Origin of the sequence: Mycobacterium persicum, assembly GCF_002086915.1 — a bacterium.
GTDB lineage: Bacteria > Actinomycetota > Actinomycetes > Mycobacteriales > Mycobacteriaceae > Mycobacterium > Mycobacterium persicum.
In genome coordinates, this window is the sequence record NZ_MWQA01000001.1 from 3,279,245 (window position 1) to 3,295,613 (window position 16,369).

Below are 16,369 nucleotides of genomic sequence, written 5' to 3' on the forward strand. Positions count from 1 at the left end.
TCATGTTCTTTCGTGGATGCACGCCGTTATCTTGTCCAGACAATTAGATGACTGACGATCTGTTGAGTTTGGCCGGACGGGTCGTGGTGGTCGCCGGTGCGGCGGGCGGCGGTATCGGCACCACCGTGACGCGCCTGGTTGCCCAGGCGGGGGCGACGGTGGTCGCGGTGAGCCGCGGGCAGGACAATCTCGACCAGCACCTGGACCCGTTGATCGCCGCGGGACTGCCCGTGCTGAAGGTGGCGGCCGATATCTCCACCGACGACGGCGTCGACACCACCATGGCGGCGGTACGGCTCGCCGACGGCGATCTGCACGGGCTGGTCAATGTCGCCGGCGGCGCCGACCCGTCGACCTGGACGCCGTCAACGCGGATCACCCGCAGCGACTGGCGCGAGCTATTCACTAGGAATCTGGAGACGATGTTCTTCATGACCCAGGCGGTGGCCGCCGAATTGCACCGCCAAAAGCGGCCGGGCTCAATCGTTTCGCTGTCCTCGATCAGCGGAATGAATACCGCGCCGTTCCATATCGCCTATGGCACCGCCAAAGCCGCGATTGTGGCGGCGACTCGCACGATGGCTCTCGAACTCGCTTGCGGCGCAACCGGAACCACCGTCCGGGTCAACGCGGTGGCACCCGGGGTCACCGAGACACCGGCTTCGCGCACCTACACCGACGAGGACCCCGACCGCGACCGCCGTGCGATCGCGATGGGACGGCGCGGACGGCCGGATGAGGTGGCCGGCGTCATTCTGTTTCTGCTGTCCGATCTTTCGAGCTATATCACCGGACAAACCCTGCTGGTCGATGGTGGCCTGAGCCTCAAGTGGGGGCATCTGGGCGCCGACAACACCTCGCTGTTTCTCAAGGACGATTCGTTTCGCGCGGCGATCAAGCGCTGGGAGGATTGAGCTGGATGACAAATTCGACGGATCTGGCCGAAACCGATGCCGAGCTGAGCGCGCCGGTCACTATCGGCGTCGAAGCCTACATTTCCGAAGACTACGTCCGCGCCGAACGGGACAAGCTGTGGCGCAGGGTATGGCAGCAGGTCGGGCGCGTCGAAGACCTGCCGAAGGTGGGCAGCTACCTGACCTACGACATTCTCGACGATTCGATCGTGGTGGTGCGCACCGCATCCGGCACCCTCAAAGCGCACCACAACGTCTGCATGCACCGCGGCCGCCGGTTGGTGGATATCCCGGCGGGCGCCAAAAGCGCATGCGGCCAGAAGAAGTCGTTCGTCTGCGGGGTTCACGGCTGGACCTACGACCGGGACGGCAACTGCATCCACATTCCCGAACAACAGGACTGGCAGGGCGCACTGACTCGAGAGAACACCCATCTGGCGCCCGTGCGCGTCGACACCTGGGGCGGTTGGATCTGGATCAACATGGATCCCGCCGCCGAGCCGTTACGCGACTATCTCGAGCCCGCCGCCACCATGCTCGACCCGTTCAACCTGCAGGACATGCGCTGCAAGTGGCGAAAGTGGCTGCATTTCCGGTGCAATTGGAAGGTCGCGATGGAAGCCTTTAACGAGACCTACCACGTCGCGACCACCCATCCGCAGTTCAACCGGTTCGGCAACTTCCGCGGCTGGGCCAGGGCGCACGGAAAACACAGCAACATCGGCTACGACGCGCCGGAAGGCCTGGAAGAAACCAAATCCAAGATCCGGCTCGGCACCGGCGCCGACGCGCGGATGTCCACGGCCGAAATGCAGCGTTACACGCTGGAGGAGACCAACGCGACCCCCACCAAGACGTTGGTGGACGCGGCACTTCGGCTGGTCGACGAGCTGCCCGAGGACACCCCCGCCGGTCAGGTGCTCGAGCATTGGCTGACCGCGGCGCGCCGTGACGACGCCGCCCGCGGCGTGATCTGGCCGGCCATCGATCCCGAACACCTGGCCGACAGCGGCACGGCCTGGCAGATCTTTCCGAATTTCCAGATCGGGCAGGGCCTTACCACCGCGCTGTGCTACAGCGCCCGACCGCACGGCTACCAACCCGACCAGTGCATCTTCGAAGCCTCCTGCTACGAGCTGTTCCCGAAAGGCGAAGAGCCGCAAACCGAATGGGTGTATGCGCCGCCCGACGACCCGGGCTGGCGCAGTGTGCTGCCGCAGGACTTCTCCAACATGGCCGCGGTTCAGCAGGGCATGAAATCGCTGGGCTTCCCCGGCCCCAAGCCCAACCCCTACATGGAACGCAGCACCGCCAACCTGCACCGCAATCTGGCCATGTATATGGGCACCGGTGCGCCACGCCAATTGACAACGGAGATGACGCGATGAAGGTCAATATCGGGCTGGGCGCGCACAACGCCCACGATTGGGACCGCGTGCTGGCCGGAGATTTCAGCCAGCCACCCGCCACCCCGGACTGGCGATGCGTCCAGGCCACGCTCGCGCTCGGTGATCTGGCCGAACCGCTGGGGTTCGACGGTATCTGGCTTCCGGAGCACTGTGGGACGCCGTACGGCATGACACCCAACCCGATTCAGGCGCTCAGCTACTTCGCCGGACGCACCGAGCGCGTCGGACTGGGCACCTTCGTGGTCGTCGCGCCCTGGTGGCATCCGGTCCGGCTGGCACACCAGATCGCCTATCTCGACATCCTGTCCAACGGGCGCTACACCACGATCGGGATCGGGCGCGGGGTGTCGAAAGGGGAGTTCGCCGCCGTCGGCGTCCCGCGGGAAGAAAGCCGCCAGCGTTTCAACGAAACCCTCGACATCCTGCAGTTGGCGTTGTCATGCGAACGGTTCGGCTACGAAGGCGAGATCTTCACGGTCCCGGAGATGTCGCTGCGCCCCGAGCCGCAAACCCGTGATCTGTTCTCCCGGATCTACAGTTCGTCGTCGACGGCCGAGTCGCTGGAGATCCTCGCCCGCCGCGGCATGGTGCCGCTGTTCGTGGGCAACAAACCGATCGAGGACGCCGGCCGGGAGGTCCAGCAGGTCAACATCTTCCGCAAAGAAGAGGGCCTGCCGCCCTGCCAGCCCAAAAACGTCATGTTCATGTACTGCACCGCCAAACCCGAAGACGCCGCCAAGTCCGAGGAGTGGATCTGGACGGCGAACCGGGATGTCACGGTGCACTACGGATTCGCCGATGCGTCGAACTTCAAGGGTGTCAAAGGCTACGAAGCCTATGCGGCCCGCGAGGCCAGCGCCACCGCCGTTCTGGCCTCGTCGGTGACAGGTGACCCCAAGAGCGCTCCCAAGACGCCGGGCTATCACGCCTCCAACCTGCTGATCGGGACACCGGAGGAAATCTTCACGCGGCTGCGCGCCGCGCAGCAGGCGTGTTCGTTCTCCGAGCTGACCATCGTCCCGCAGTTCGGCACCATGCCCTACGAGGAGGCGATGGCGAGCACCCGGCTGTTCGCCGCGGAGGTGCTGCCCGCGGCGCATGAGATGGAGGCGCCGCTGCATCCGGCGGCGCTGCCCGAAAACGCCCTGGCATGACGGCCCCTGACTGCCCGCCGACACAGACGCCGCAGGATATCGACCTCCCGGCGCTGCGAGAAAAGTACCGACGCGAGCGCGAAAAACGGTTGCGGCCGGAGGGTTCCCAGCAGTACATCGAACTCGTCGACGACTTCGCGGGGTATTACGAAACCGACCCGCATTCGCCGCCGCTGGTTCGCGATCCGATCTCGGCGGACATCGACGTGGTCGTGCTGGGCGGGGGCTTCGGCGGGCTGCTGTGCGGTGCGTATCTGAAGAAGGCCGGTGTCGACGACGTCCGGATCATCGAGTTGGGCGGCGACTTCGGCGGTGTCTGGTATTGGAACCGCTACCCCGGGCTGCAGTGCGACAACGAATCCTACTGCTACATACCGCTGCTCGAAGAACTCAACTACATGCCGAGCAAGAAGTTCGCCGACGGCACCGAGATCTACGAGCATTGCCGGCGCATCGGAAAGCACTACGGGCTCTACGATTCGGCGATCTTCTCTACCCAGGTGCGGGCCTTGCGGTGGGACAAGTCGATCAAGCGCTGGCGGGTCGGCACCAACCGTGACGACGACCTGCGGGCCCGTTTCGTGGTGATGGCCTCCGGACCGTTCCACCGGCCCAAGCTCCCAGGGATTCCCGGCATCAAGGATTTCAAGGGGCATAGCTTTCATAGTTCGCGGTGGGATTATGACTACACCGGGGGAGACAGCAACGGCGGCCTGGTCAAGCTCAGCGACAAGCGGGTCGCGGTGGTGGGCACCGGGGCAACCGCCGTCCAGATCATCCCCTACCTGGGCCGGTATGCCAAGCAGCTCTATGTCTTTCAGCGCACACCGTCGTCGGTGGGCCCGCGCAACAACACGGCCACCGATCCGGAGTGGGTGAAGTCGCTTCAGCCCGGCTGGCAGAAGGAACGGCAGCGCAACTTCCACGCCTGGACATTCGAGGGCATGGCCCTCGGCCAACCCGACTACGTCTGCGACTTCTGGACCGAGCTCGGCCGCAACACCGCCGCACGGGTGCTCGCGCTACCGGACCCTGCGGCGATGACCCCGGAGCGGTTCATGGCAATCCGGGAGGAAGAGGACTACAAAGTCATGGAGCGGCTGCGGCACCGGGTCTCCACCATCGTCGAAGAGCCCGAAACCGCCGAGGCGCTCAAGCCCTACTACCGGTTCCTGTGCAAGCGACCCTGCACCAACGACGAATACCTGCAGACCTTCAACCGACCCAATGTGACACTGGTCGACGTGTCGGCGACCAAAGGCGTACAGCGGGCCACCGAGAATGGGCTGGTGGCCAACGAAATTGAGTACGAGGTCGACTGCATCATCTACGCCAGCGGCTTCGAGATCACCACCGAGATCAGCCGCCGATATTCGATCGAGGCGATCGAAGGCCGCGACGGGCTGTCACTGTTCGACCACTGGCGCAACGGCTACCGGACCTTCCACGGGTTCATCAGCCGTGGCTTCCCCAACCAGTTCTTCACCGGGTTCACCCAGGTCGGCATTTCGGCGAATATCGCCGCCAACTACGAGCTGCAGGGCGAGCACATCGCCTACATCATCTCGCAGGCCCTGGCGCGTGGTGCGACGACGGTCGAGCCGACCCAAGAGGCGCAAGATGATTGGTGCCGGACCATAAGCGAGACGGCGATCGACAACAGCGCGTTCGACCTGGAATGCACGCCGGGCTACTACAACAACGAAGGTGGCGGCACCGAAGGTATCCGATCGCATCTGGGCGAGCCATATGGGCCGGGCTTTTACGCGTTCAGCGACCTGTTGGCGGCCTGGCGCGACCGAGGCGGCCTGGACGGCCTCGCCCTGGAGTCCTGATGAGTCAGCTCAGATTCGACGACCGGGTGGCCGTGATCACGGGGGGCGGCCGCGGCCTGGGCCGCGCCTATGCCCTGCTGCTGGCTTCCCGGGGCGCCAATGTCGTCGTCAACGACACCGGTTCCAGTCTGAGCGGCGATGGAATGGACCCCGGCCCGGCGCACCAGGTGGTGGCTGAAATCCGGGCGGCCGGTGGCGACGCCGTCGCATCCGTCGACTCGGTGGCCACCGCCGCGGGTGGCCAGGCGATCGTCCAGACGGCGCTGGACCGCTACGGGCGGATCGACGTCCTGATCCACAACGCCGGCACGGTGCGACGAGCCTCGCTGAAGGAGATGAGCTACCGGGACTTCGATTCCGTCATCGACGTGCACTTGCGCGGGGCGTTCCATGTGGTGCGGCCGGCGTTTCCGCTGATGTGCGCGGCGCGCTACGGTCGCATCGTGCTGACGTCGTCGATCGGCGGTCTGTACGGCAATCACGGCGTGGCCAACTATGCTGCCGCCAAAGCGGGCCTGGTCGGCTTGTGCAATGCGGTGGCTCTCGAAGGCGCCCCGGAAGGAGTGCTCTGCAACGTGATCGTTCCCGCGGCCGTCACGAGAATGGCTGATGGACTGGATATGTCGGTGTACCCGCCGATGGGCGCGGACCTGGTGGCGCCCGCCGTCGGGCTGCTGACTCACGAATCGTGCCCGGTCACCGGCGAGATGCTGATCGCCGTCGCCGGCCGGATCGCCAGAGCGGTGATCGCCGAATCCCGTGGCGTGCACCGGCGGTCGTGGTCGATCGAGGACGTGACCGAATGCCTCGATGACATCCGCGACCTCGCCGACCCGCTGGTGTTTCCGGTGGTGCCCGACGGTCACGGCGAACACCTCCGGTACAGCTTCGAAATCGCCACGCGCGGCACAGGTCTGCCAGATGCCTAGCAACAGCGCGGGCCCACTGCTCGGGGTGCGGGTCGTCGATCTGACCGCAATGGTGATGGGGCCCTACTGCACCCAGATCATGGCCGACATGGGCGCCGACGTGATCAAGGTGGAACCGCCGGACGGTGATGACACCCGCTACGTTTCGGTCGGGCCAGCCCGCGGCATGAGCGGGGTCTTCGTCAACGTCAACCGGGGCAAGCGCGCCATCACCGTGGACTTGCGTTCCGAGTGTGGCAAGTCGGCACTGCGCGCGCTCGTCGAACAAGCCGACGTCTTCATCCACTCGATGCGGTCCAAAGCCATCAACCGGCTCGGCTTCGGCTATCCCGAGGTGGCCGCCATCAATCCCGGCATCGTCTACACGAACTGCTACGGATACGGGCGGCGCGGACCCAACCGGGATCTGCCGGCCTACGACGACACCATCCAGGCGGCCTGCGGTTTGCCGTTCGTCCAGGAGCAGCTGACAGGTGAGGCCAATTATGTCGGAACGATTATGGCCGACAAGGTCGCCGGTCTGACCGCGCTCTACGCCACGATGATGGCCCTGTTCCACCGGGAACGCACCGGCGAAGGGCAAGAAGTGGAGGTCGGCATGTTCGAAACGATGGCCGCTTTCATGCTGGTGGAGCACGCCAACGGCGCCATGTTCGATCCGCCGTTGGGTCCGGCGGTCTATCCCCGCACGGTGGCTCCCAATCGCCGGCCATATCGAACCAGTGACGGCTACATCGCCGCGCTGATCTACAACGACAAGCACTGGGCGGCCTTCGTCGACGCGGTGCGACCGGACTGGGCCAACGGCTGTTACGCCACGCTGGAGGGACGGGCGCGCGAGATCGACACGGTGTATGCGCTACTGGCCGAGACGATTGCCCAGCGCTCCACCGCGGAATGGCTCGAGTTGTTCCGAAAGCTGGAGATACCGGCGTCGCCGTTGTCCAGTCCCGCGGCATTATTCGACGACCCGCACCTCAACGCCGTGGGCTTCTTCGAGACGGTGGACACTGTCCATGGCCCGGTGCGCTTTCCCGGTGTGCCGACCTGGTTTTCCCGAACGCCCGGCCGGGTCGCCGGCCCGGCCCCCGAATTGGGCGCACATAACGCCGAGGTGCTCGACGAACTGGGCCTGGGCGTGGAGGCCGACATCGTCGAATGAGCCCGTCCGCGCGTGTCTTCGAAGGATCTCGGCGCCGCCCTAGCTAAGCTGGCTGGGATCACGAGGAGGGGCAGCGACGTATCGGCAGCAACGACGGCGCCGGGCGGCAATACGGTCAGGGCGCGCTAACAGCGAGCACTGAGCCGGACGGAAAACATTCCGTACCGGCACGTTCGGCACCACGACGCCGTTGGGTGGCCCCGGTGGGCCGTGCCGGACGGCGAACCGTCCCGGATCGACCCGAGCGACACCGCGGCATCCCCGCGCTGGACGGGCTGCGCGCGATCGCGGTTGCCTTGGTCCTCGCCGGGCACGGCGGCATTCCCGGCATGGGCGGCGGGTTCATCGGTGTCGACATCTTCTTCGTCCTCAGCGGATTCCTGATCACCTCGCTGCTGCTCGACGAGCTGCGGCACACCGGGCGCATCAGCTTGACCGGGTTCTGGATTCGCCGTGCTCGGCGGCTGCTGCCGGCTCTGGTGTTGATGGTGCTCACCGTCACCGCGGCACGCGAATTCCTTCCTTACCAAGCGCTAACCGGTCTGCGCAGCGACGCGATCGCCGCGTTCCTGTGGATGGCCAACTGGCGGTTCGTGGCGCAGAAGACCGACTACTTCACTCAGGGCGCCCCGCCATCACCGCTGCAGCACACCTGGTCACTCGGGGTGGAGGAGCAATTCTACATCGCCTGGCCGCTGCTGCTGATCGCGGTGACCTTGCTGTTGGCGGCCCGGGCCAAACGCTACTTCGCCAAGACCACGGTGGGCCACGTCCGGTTCGCCGCCTTCGTGATCGCGACCCTGGGCGCTCTGGGCTCGGCGGCGGCGGCCATCGTCTGCGTCTCCGCGGCAACGCGTGACCGGATCTATTTCGGCACCGACACGCGCGCCCAGGCGTTGTTAATCGGCGCCGCGGCATCGGCTCTGCTGGTTCGGGATTGGGCCGCGCTGAACCGCGGCTGGTGTCTGGTCCGCAGCCGGTGGGGGCGGCGAATGGCCCGCCTGCTGCCGATCGTCGGCGTGGCCGGGTTGGCGGCGCTGACACACTTCGCGACCGGCAGCGTCGCGGAATTCCGGCACGGTCTGCTGCTCGTCGTGGCCGTGGCCGCCGTCTTCGTGGTCGCCCCGGTGGCGCTCGAGCAGCGCGGAGCGGTGGCGAGGGTGCTGGCCTGGCGGCCGTTGGTCTGGCTGGGCGCCATTTCGTACGGCGTCTATCTGTGGCACTGGCCGATCTTCTTGACGCTCAACGGTGAACGCACCGGATGGACCGGATTCCAACTGTTCGGCGTGCGCTGCGCCGCCACCGTGGCCGTGGCCGCCGCATCATGGTGGTTGATCGAACAACCCATCCGCCGCTGGCGCCCCTCAGGTGTACCGCTGCTGCCGCTGGCCGCGGCGACTGTGGCGACCGCGGCTGCGGCGACGATGCTGGTCGTGCCCGTCGCTACCGGACCCGGTCTGCGCGAAGTTGGTCTGCCCCCGGGGGTTTCGGCGGTCGCGGCGGTATCCCCGTCGCCGCCGGGCGCGGGCCATTCGGGTCCGAATCCCGGCCCGCGAGATCCCAACCGGCCGTTCACCGTTTCGGTGTTCGGTGATTCGATCGGCTGGACCATGATGCATTACCTGCCGCCCGCACCCGGATTCCGATTCCTCGACCACACGGTCATCGGGTGCAGCCTGGTGCGCGGTACGCCGTATCGGTACATCGGCCAGACCCTGGAGCAAAGACCGGAATGCGACGGCTGGCCGAGCAGGTGGTCCACCCAGATCAGTCAGGACCAACCCGATGTCGCGCTGCTGATCATCGGCCGGTGGGAGACCGTAGACCGGGTCAACGAAGGAAAGTGGACCCACATCGGTGACCCGACCTTCGACGAATACCTCAATTTCGAGCTGCGGCGGGCTCTCAATATTGTCGGCTCCAGCGGAGTCCGGGTGATGGTGGCCACCGTCCCCTACAGCCGGGGCGGTGAGAAACCCGACGGCCGCCTGTACCCGGAGGACCAGCCCGACCGGGTCAACCAATGGAACACCATGTTGCGCAACACGGTTCGTGACCACCCGAACGTCGGGATCATCGACCTGAACAAGAAGCTGTGTCCCGACGGCGTTTACACCGCCAAGGTCGACGGCATCCAGGTGCGCAGCGACGGCGTCCACCTCACCCCGGAAGGCGTCAAGTGGCTGTTGCCCTGGCTCGAGGAGTCGCTGCGGTAGTCAGGTGCGCGGCAGCTGGGGCGGAGGTTCCATGTCGTCGGGCCGGCAATCTGTAAATGGGGGCCGGCCGCGGATTGGCTTAGAGCAGATCGGTGAATATTTCGCGTAGTTCGGGTTTCCCGTACCGCTGAACATATTTGAGGGCGCTGAAGCCATCGTGTGCGATCACCGTCGGATCGGCGCCATGTTCGCGAAGTAACCGAACTATGGGAAGCTTTGCCGGCGTTGTGTTCGTCACGGCGTTGAGTAGAGGCGTTTCACCCCTATTGCTCCTGGCGTTAACGTCGGCGCCGGCATCCAGCAGGAGCCGCACTACTTCGTCGCTTTCTCCTTTAGCTGCAAAATGCAGCGGTGTGCAACCCTGCTCGTCGATGGCGTTGACGTCGGCGCCGGCGTCTAACAGCCTGCGAAAGTTGGCCAGGATGAATTCCACTATCTTGCGGTGGTTTTCGGTTTTCAACGCGGGATCCTTGAGTGCCGTCGTATGGTCCAGGCCCACCGGCGCGTCAATGACGGCGTAGTGTAGCGGCGTTCGGCCCGCCCGGTCACGATCGTTTGTGTTCATCCTGCCTCTCTTGGTAGTTCGAATGCGTGGCTGAGGTTTCCTGGTGCGTCTTCGAGTTGATAAAGCTCGGGACGGTTGCAATATTCGATGAGCTGCTGGCGTGTCCAGTGCTGCTGGATCGCCGTGTCGCGAATGCGCCACCACTCCTGACCGCCGACGTGGCCAAGGTGGTAGGTGGGATCGACCGGATAACGGGCGCCGTCGGCGCCGAGGTAATACTTGCCGTCCGCGCTCTTCGGTAGGTTCAAGATCGCATCCTCGTACTGTTTGGAAACCGGGATTAACACGTTCTCATCGGTGGCACTGACGTAATACTTGCCGTCAGGTGTCTTCCTGGCTGCTGCCTCGACAGCTTGTCGCGTTCCGACCTGATGTAGGGGCGCGATAGCGGATCCAGTCCCTCGGTGCCCAACAGTCCGGGGACCGTTCCCTCGGCCAAGAAGAGCTGCGCGCGGGCGGCCAGCAGTGGGGAGAGTTCACCCACAGCCCGCGCGGCGGTGCCGAGGGCGCTAACGGTCGGCAGGCTAGAGGCTTCGGCCGCTACCCGAAACTCTCGAATGATCGTCGCGATCCGTGCTCCGGTGGCCGTCAAACGTGCGACATCGACGACCTTCGACACCCTCGCTTATGGTCGCGGTAAACGGAATCAAGACCGCCGCAACGACCTCGGTAACTGCGACAGTCGCCCCGAGCACCGCCATCTCGTGCAGGATCTTCGAGTGCGCGTCATCGATTGCTTGCGCGTAGTCCGAACACGCCTTGCCCGCGGCATCAAACCCCTCGGCGACGGCTTTGAGCGAATCGCGCGCCATGGTGCAGTTGGGGTGGCCGCTACCGGGAACTCGGGTGACTTTTGCGCCCGCACTGACTCGATAACACCGTCGTTGGCAATATCGGCCGCCGAGCGCAGTTCACGTGCGGCCGTATGCCAGGCGTCAGCGGCCGCACGCAGCTTGTCCTGGTGGCCATTTGGCCACATTTCACCCTGCACGTATGCCTGAATGGTGTGCCACCACCCGGGAACATCATCGTGTCCGCCCACCGCCGAAGGGATCGCCGGCACCAAGAACATCGGCTTAGCGGTGGGCGGAAACGCTGGTGCACCAGCGTTATTCATCGCTGACTGCTGATCGGCGTTTTGGTGGTTCACCGCCGTTGTGGCCAATAGATCCGAACATTGGGCTGCACCCCATGATCGTGGCGGTGGCCGCTTCCATGAGTCCGGCTCCACCAGCACGTCCGCCAACTAGCGCGTCGTATTTCAGACTCCAGGAGTGGCCGGCATTGTCGGTGCCGCCCATGCCGGCAGACCCCTTTAGCACCCCCGATAGGTGATGCACCGCAGCTGCGGCGGCGTCGTAGACCTTGCCGTAGACACGCCCGGCCTCGGCGACGATCGCAGGATCGACGTCTTGAGTCATGGCCACATCGTGGTGTTGAGCTGCGCCACCCCGGTGTAATTGCGGTGGGCCACTTCAGCGTTTCTTCGTAGGTCATCGAGACCTTCACGCATCTGCTTGTCGGCAGCCGTCCACCTTTGGTGGTATTCCAGTTCGGCGTCCGCGCCCTGGCCAAGCCAGCTGCCATGCAGCTCGGCCACACATTGATCCACGGCGGTAGCGATCTGTTCAGCACGCGCAGTGAACTTTGCCAGCCGATCGGCAAAGGCCGAGGGAGCATCCAAATCGACCGTGTAGCGCCGACTCAAACCGCCGGCCCCTTCCGATGCAGGGCCTCGAAAGCCTTCACCGCGGTGCTTTCATGGTCAAGCATCAGGTCCAGCGACTGCATCAGTAGCCGCGAGTGTTCGGACAAAATTTCCGCCGACTTCACAGCACCGGCATGCCATTCTTCCCAAGGTGGTTCGAAAGCCGAGGCCGCAACACCGGTCCACCTGGACGACAGCTCGCGCCAGTCGCAGGTGATGCTGTCCAATTCCTCTTGTAGCTCATCGGCCTGGTTTGCCAGGACATGCGCAGCCGACGCCATAGCTTCCAACTTCATCGTCAGCTCATAACTCACCAGGCCTGCCGCCTCCTTCCATTGCGTCGAGTGACAGTTAAGCGAAGCCGCACCACGCCACACGGACGCACCTTGTCCGACCCAGGACTGGCCCGACCAAAGCTTGTAAACGCACACTAGTACCCGTCACGGGAGCCAACCGGCCCTCCGTTGACGCACTGGCTCCTTAATGACACCGCCACGACGCCCCCTGACCCGGCCGACACGTCACACCCGCGTCAATCAAGAACCCCGCCGGGACTGTCAACACGAGGTGATCGACGGCCACGGCCTCGGCGACATCCCGTTTGACGAGCCGCCGATACCGGTGTAAGCATTAACCCGCAAGCACCTCGGTAGGTGAGGCGTCTGCATGGATACAGGCCACTGACCCCGAACGTCGAAAGACGCCCCGGGTCAGGACAGCTCTTCCCGGCCTAAGGGTTGAGCCCAAGTGGCTTCCGGGCGTAGTCCGGATACGCTGTGCAGTGCCAAAGCTCCGACGAGAGGGGTGCGCCCAGCGATTGGCGCCGGGCGTTCTTGCCTCGTACAGGTGACCGTGATTACACCCGCGTGTGTCCTGGCCGTGAGGAGGTGAGGGCGAGATGAGTAGTCCGGGCGATAGTCCGTATCCGAAATCCGTCTTGTCCCGATCCGGCTCCGGCATTCCTGCCGCCTGAGCTTTCCCGGACTTCCGTTTCCGCGTAGGCGTTTTCACGCGGCGCTTGACCGGGCGCTCGCAGCGCCGGCGATGACGCCAGTCGATCGGGCTGCCGGCAGGAGAAAACAATGACCGCCACCACCACGAACTTTATTGCCTCACAACAGTTTACCCGCACAGCCAAAGGCCGCCGGTCGGTGCTGCGTACCGGCCGCAGGCTGTCGGGCAAGCTGAGCGCGTCCTTCACCATGACCCCACAGCAGCGAGCCGACGCATATCTGGCGCGGATGCCCATTGCGGTGATCACCGACCCGCGCTAAGCGACACAACGTGTCACTAACCGATTCAGCGGGCAGGCGTCGATCGGGCGCCCGCCCGCCGAATCGGCCCGCCCGCCATGCCAACCTCACTCAGATAGCGAGTAATCCGATGACTTCGATCACCACCCGGCGCCACGGTGGCCCGCCCGGTCGCTCGCCCGCCCAAACCCCGCCGACTCCCGTCGTAGCCGACACCGCGGTGGCGGACACGGCACACAGTGGTGACATCGTCGGTGCCTTCGGGCGGATACCTCGCGACGGCGATGGCGCAACCCGCGGACGCTGGGCGCGCCTGCGGACGTTGATGATCATCAGTGGTCCGGGCCTGATCGTGATGGTTGGCGACAACGACGCCGGCGGTGTCGCGACCTACGCACAGGCCGGGCAAGACTACGGGATGAAACTGTTGTGGACGCTGACGTTGCTGATCCCGGTGCTGTATGTAAACCAGGAGATGGTGCTGCGGCTCGGTGCCGTCGCGCGGGTTGGGCACGCGCGGTTGATATTCGAACGCTTCGGCAAATTCTGGGGGGCATTCAGCGTCGGTGATCTGCTGATTCTCAACGCGCTGACGATCGTCACCGAATTCATCGGCGTATCAATGGCACTCGGCTTCCTGGGTTGTCCCAAGGTCATTGCTGTTCCGGCCGCCGCGGTGCTGTTGTTCGCCGTCGTGGCCGGCGGGTCGTTCCGCCGCTGGGAAGCGATGATGTTCCTGCTAATCGCGGTGAACGTGGTGATCATTCCGATGGCGCTGCTGGTGCACCCGACCCTCACCGGGACCGTCGAGGGATTGCGGCCGCAGTTCCCAGGCGGACTCGACGCCACCGTGCTGTTGCTGATTGTCGCGATCGTCGGCACCACCGTCGCACCATGGCAGTTGTTCTTCCAGCAGTCCAACGTGGTCGACAAGCGCATCACCACACAGTGGATTTCTTATGCGCGAGCCGATTTGGTGCTCGGCATCGTCGTCGTGATGGTCGGCGCGACAGCGCTGATGGCGGTGACCGCGTTCGGATTGTCCGGCTCCGCGGATGCCGGGCACTTCACCGACGCGGGAGCGGTGGCGACGGGCCTGGCCAACCACTTCAGCGGCACGGTGGGCATGCTGTTCGCGATCATCCTGCTCGACGCGTCGTTGATCGGAGCGAACGCGATCGGCCTGGCCACCACGTATGCCGTCGGTGACTCGATGGGCAAGCGGCACTCACTGCACTGGAAAGTCAGTGAAGCGCCACTGTTCTACGGCGGCTACGCCGTCCTCCTTGCGGTGTCGGCCGCAATTGCTTTTAGTCCCGATCAGGTCCTGGGCCTGGTGACCCAGGGCGTGCAGGCGCTCGCCGGCATCCTGTTGCCCTCGGCGACCGTGTTCCTGGTCCTGCTGTGCAATGACCGCGCGGTTCTGGGGCCATGGACAAACACGTTGCGGCAGAACATCGTTGCCTGGTCGACGGTGTGGTGTCTGGTGTTGCTGTCGCTCGCGTTGACCGCGGCGACGTTCTTCCCGCACCTATCCACCACCACCCTGGTGGCCGGCCTCGGGGCCGGAGCGGCGACCGGCATCGTCGGCGGCGCCGCCGTGCTGATCGCCAGCCGGCGCAGGGGCGCTCGCCGCAAAGCGGAGACGATTTCGCAGGCATTCGGTGGCGGCCTGGATCCGCAAGACGTCGACGAACTCGACGACACCTCACTGCTGACCCGCGCCGAGCGGCGTGCTGTTCGCCGGCAGGACCGGGCGAACTGGCGTACCCCCGATCTGGCCACCATCACCCGCCCGACCATGTCACCGGCCCGTCGTGCGGGTCTGTTTACCCTGCGCGGCTACCTGGTGGTGGCGGTCGTGCTGGTCATTGTCAAGGTCGTCGAGGCCGGCCTGGGCTGATGCGGTACCAGCACACGCGCCGCGGTGTGGGGAGAGGGAAATCGGGTGCTGGTGCGGTTGGTCGCGTGGTTGCGCTCGGCGTGGTCTGGGTTGAGGCTGAAAAGGTGTTTCGGCGACCCCGCCATGTTCGCTCCGATGTCCGTTTCCAGTGTGTGTTGCTGGCGCCGAGGGTGCCGCCAGGGAGGGCGATCGCGGATGCTCCCCCCTCTACATCCACTCTCAAAGCCGGCAGCGCTCACTCGATGCGGCGGCATGACAGTCGATCCGGTGAGCACGCGACATCCCCCGAACACCGGCCATACAAGAGTTTTGACCAACACGGGCAGGACTCAACGTGGCGAAAACAGACGCCAAGCTATGCGTCTTAGGCTTAGGCGACCACTTCGATCGGGTCACCGACGTTGACGGTGTTGAAGTACCAGGCGGCATTGTCCGGGCTGAGGTTGATGCAGCCATGGCTGACGTTGGCGTATCCCTGTGAGTTGACCGACCACGGCGCCGAGTGCACGTATACGCCGCTCCAGGTGACCCGAACCGCGTAGGACGCGGTGATCAGATACCCGTCGGAAGAGTTCAGCGGAATACCGATGGTGCGTGAATCCATCACCACAGTGCGCTCTTTCGACAGCGCACTGAAGTTGCCGATCGGAGTCGGACGGCTGGGCTTGCCCATCGACGCCGGCATGGTGCGCAGCACCTCTCCGTTTCGGCTGACGGTGAACGTGTGCGCGGAGATGCTGGCCACCCCGAGCAGCTCGTCTCCGGTTTCGAAGCCGTCGGTCAGCTCCTGCACACCCACCGAAATGTGGCTATGGGTCGGCCAGTAGTGATCGGGAATCCACTGCACGACGAAGCTGTCGACCCACTCGAAATGTCCGGTCATGTTACTGGGGGAGGTGACACGAATGGTCCGTTCGGCCGCGCGGCGATCGAGGACCGGGGCGTTGAAGGTCACCACCACCGGGTGTGCCACGCCCACCACTGCACCGTTGGCCGGCAACACTGCGGCGACTCCGGGAACGGGCTGCGGCAGGGGTACCGCGGCGCTCGCCAGAGCGCCCGACCCGGTCAGGGCCATCGTCGTGATTGCGACCATAACGAACAGATAACGAACTGCGTGGCGCATGACGGTCACCCTTCGGGACGGTGCAATCAACACAACCGCATTCTAGGGCTGTGTACCCGCTACGTGCTGCAGCAAACATCTCGGACCGCCGGTCCGGCTTTGCTCCGGTCGTCATGGTAGCGGTCCGTCGCCAGCCTTGCCTGAGTCTGCGGCGCAGCCGGCACCTGCGCTGTAGCCGGCCCCCAGCCCGCTGAG

General features: G+C 64.9%; 15 protein-coding genes and 1 riboswitch. Of the genes, 9 read left to right on the plus strand and 6 right to left on the minus strand.

Annotation, left to right across the window (positions count from 1 at the left end; translation table 11 throughout):
- The first annotated feature begins 47 nt into the window (after window positions 1-47).
- The 7 genes from B4U45_RS15020 (at window position 48) to B4U45_RS15050 (ending at window position 9,619) form a co-directional block, all read left to right on the plus strand.
- Complete coding sequence (locus B4U45_RS15020; RefSeq protein WP_075547984.1) at window positions 48-914, plus strand: SDR family NAD(P)-dependent oxidoreductase; 867 nt, start codon at window positions 48-50, stop codon at window positions 912-914.
- Window positions 915-919: 5 nt separating this feature from the next.
- Window positions 920-2,302: an aromatic ring-hydroxylating oxygenase subunit alpha gene (locus tag B4U45_RS15025; protein WP_219859427.1), complete on the plus strand. Its 1,383-nt coding sequence runs from the start codon at window positions 920-922 to the stop codon at window positions 2,300-2,302.
- The gene (locus B4U45_RS15030) at window positions 2,299-3,477 is read left to right on the plus strand and encodes an LLM class flavin-dependent oxidoreductase (RefSeq protein ID WP_075547982.1); all 1,179 of its coding nucleotides are present in this window, start codon (window positions 2,299-2,301) and stop codon (window positions 3,475-3,477) included. The genes B4U45_RS15025 and B4U45_RS15030 overlap by 4 nt, the downstream gene beginning before the upstream one ends.
- Window positions 3,474-5,312 (plus strand): flavin-containing monooxygenase, encoded by a 1,839-nt coding sequence (locus B4U45_RS15035; RefSeq protein ID WP_075547981.1) that lies wholly within the window; start codon window positions 3,474-3,476, stop codon window positions 5,310-5,312. Before B4U45_RS15030 ends, B4U45_RS15035 begins: the two co-directional genes overlap by 4 nt.
- The gene (locus tag B4U45_RS15040; protein WP_075547980.1) at window positions 5,312-6,241 is read left to right on the plus strand and encodes an SDR family NAD(P)-dependent oxidoreductase; all 930 of its coding nucleotides are present in this window, start codon (window positions 5,312-5,314) and stop codon (window positions 6,239-6,241) included. The genes B4U45_RS15035 and B4U45_RS15040 overlap by 1 nt, the downstream gene beginning before the upstream one ends.
- Window positions 6,234-7,403 carry a CaiB/BaiF CoA transferase family protein gene (locus B4U45_RS15045; protein WP_075547979.1) on the plus strand — a complete coding sequence of 390 codons (1,170 nt, stop codon included), beginning with the start codon at window positions 6,234-6,236 and terminating at the stop codon, window positions 7,401-7,403. The genes B4U45_RS15040 and B4U45_RS15045 overlap by 8 nt, the downstream gene beginning before the upstream one ends.
- 194 nt (window positions 7,404-7,597) lie before the next feature.
- Window positions 7,598-9,619: an acyltransferase family protein gene (locus B4U45_RS15050; protein WP_371686691.1), complete on the plus strand. Its 2,022-nt coding sequence runs from the start codon at window positions 7,598-7,600 to the stop codon at window positions 9,617-9,619.
- A 79-nt stretch (window positions 9,620-9,698) separates the two neighbouring features.
- On the opposite strand, the gene B4U45_RS15055 is transcribed toward B4U45_RS15050, so the two are convergent.
- The 5 genes from B4U45_RS15055 to B4U45_RS15075 form a co-directional block, all read right to left on the minus strand.
- The gene (locus B4U45_RS15055; RefSeq protein ID WP_075547978.1) at window positions 9,699-10,184 is read right to left on the minus strand and encodes an ankyrin repeat domain-containing protein; all 486 of its coding nucleotides are present in this window, start codon (window positions 10,182-10,184) and stop codon (window positions 9,699-9,701) included.
- The gene (locus B4U45_RS15060) at window positions 10,181-10,471 is read right to left on the minus strand and encodes a GH-E family nuclease (RefSeq protein ID WP_219859428.1); all 291 of its coding nucleotides are present in this window, start codon (window positions 10,469-10,471) and stop codon (window positions 10,181-10,183) included. The genes B4U45_RS15055 and B4U45_RS15060 overlap by 4 nt, the downstream gene beginning before the upstream one ends.
- An 822-nt stretch (window positions 10,472-11,293) precedes the next feature.
- Window positions 11,294-11,605, minus strand: a complete 312-nt coding sequence (locus B4U45_RS15065) for a hypothetical protein (protein ID WP_131808321.1) — start codon at window positions 11,603-11,605, stop codon at window positions 11,294-11,296.
- Window positions 11,602-11,892, minus strand: a complete 291-nt coding sequence (locus tag B4U45_RS15070; RefSeq protein ID WP_075547977.1) for a WXG100 family type VII secretion target — start codon at window positions 11,890-11,892, stop codon at window positions 11,602-11,604. The genes B4U45_RS15065 and B4U45_RS15070 overlap by 4 nt, the downstream gene beginning before the upstream one ends.
- Window positions 11,889-12,269 (minus strand): WXG100 family type VII secretion target, encoded by a 381-nt coding sequence (locus B4U45_RS15075; protein WP_241780283.1) that lies wholly within the window; start codon window positions 12,267-12,269, stop codon window positions 11,889-11,891. The genes B4U45_RS15070 and B4U45_RS15075 overlap by 4 nt, the downstream gene beginning before the upstream one ends.
- Before the next feature lie 261 nt (window positions 12,270-12,530).
- Window positions 12,531-12,703: riboswitch (M-box (ykoK) riboswitch) on the plus strand.
- A 271-nt stretch (window positions 12,704-12,974) separates the two neighbouring features.
- On the opposite strand from B4U45_RS15075, the gene B4U45_RS15080 reads away from it, so the two are divergent.
- Both B4U45_RS15080 and B4U45_RS15085 read left to right on the plus strand, forming a co-directional pair.
- Window positions 12,975-13,166: a hypothetical protein gene (locus B4U45_RS15080; protein ID WP_075547975.1), complete on the plus strand. Its 192-nt coding sequence runs from the start codon at window positions 12,975-12,977 to the stop codon at window positions 13,164-13,166.
- A gap of 109 nt (window positions 13,167-13,275) precedes the next feature.
- Window positions 13,276-15,048, plus strand: a complete 1,773-nt coding sequence (locus B4U45_RS15085) for an NRAMP family divalent metal transporter (protein ID WP_075547974.1) — start codon at window positions 13,276-13,278, stop codon at window positions 15,046-15,048.
- Between the two features lie 370 nt (window positions 15,049-15,418).
- Here the strand turns inward: B4U45_RS15085 and B4U45_RS15090 are convergent, their stop codons facing one another.
- Window positions 15,419-16,174, minus strand: a complete 756-nt coding sequence (locus B4U45_RS15090) for a L,D-transpeptidase (RefSeq protein WP_075547973.1) — start codon at window positions 16,172-16,174, stop codon at window positions 15,419-15,421.
- Window positions 16,175-16,369: the final 195 nt, after the last annotated feature.

Coding starts and splice junctions, on each gene's coding strand:
- B4U45_RS15025 (WP_219859427.1), top strand. CDS start 920: ATGACAAATTCGACGGATCTGGCCGAAACCGATGCCGAGCTGAGCGCG.
- B4U45_RS15020 (WP_075547984.1), top strand. CDS start 48: ATGACTGACGATCTGTTGAGTTTGGCCGGACGGGTCGTGGTGGTCGCC.
- B4U45_RS15065 (WP_131808321.1), bottom strand. CDS start 11,605: ATGACTCAAGACGTCGATCCTGCGATCGTCGCCGAGGCCGGGCGTGTC.
- B4U45_RS15080 (WP_075547975.1), top strand. CDS start 12,975: ATGACCGCCACCACCACGAACTTTATTGCCTCACAACAGTTTACCCGC.
- B4U45_RS15090 (WP_075547973.1), bottom strand. CDS start 16,174: ATGCGCCACGCAGTTCGTTATCTGTTCGTTATGGTCGCAATCACGACG.
- B4U45_RS15035 (WP_075547981.1), top strand. CDS start 3,474: ATGACGGCCCCTGACTGCCCGCCGACACAGACGCCGCAGGATATCGAC.
- B4U45_RS15055 (WP_075547978.1), bottom strand. CDS start 10,184: ATGAACACAAACGATCGTGACCGGGCGGGCCGAACGCCGCTACACTAC.
- B4U45_RS15085 (WP_075547974.1), top strand. CDS start 13,276: ATGACTTCGATCACCACCCGGCGCCACGGTGGCCCGCCCGGTCGCTCG.
- B4U45_RS15045 (WP_075547979.1), top strand. CDS start 6,234: ATGCCTAGCAACAGCGCGGGCCCACTGCTCGGGGTGCGGGTCGTCGAT.
- B4U45_RS15030 (WP_075547982.1), top strand. CDS start 2,299: ATGAAGGTCAATATCGGGCTGGGCGCGCACAACGCCCACGATTGGGAC.
- B4U45_RS15040 (WP_075547980.1), top strand. CDS start 5,312: ATGAGTCAGCTCAGATTCGACGACCGGGTGGCCGTGATCACGGGGGGC.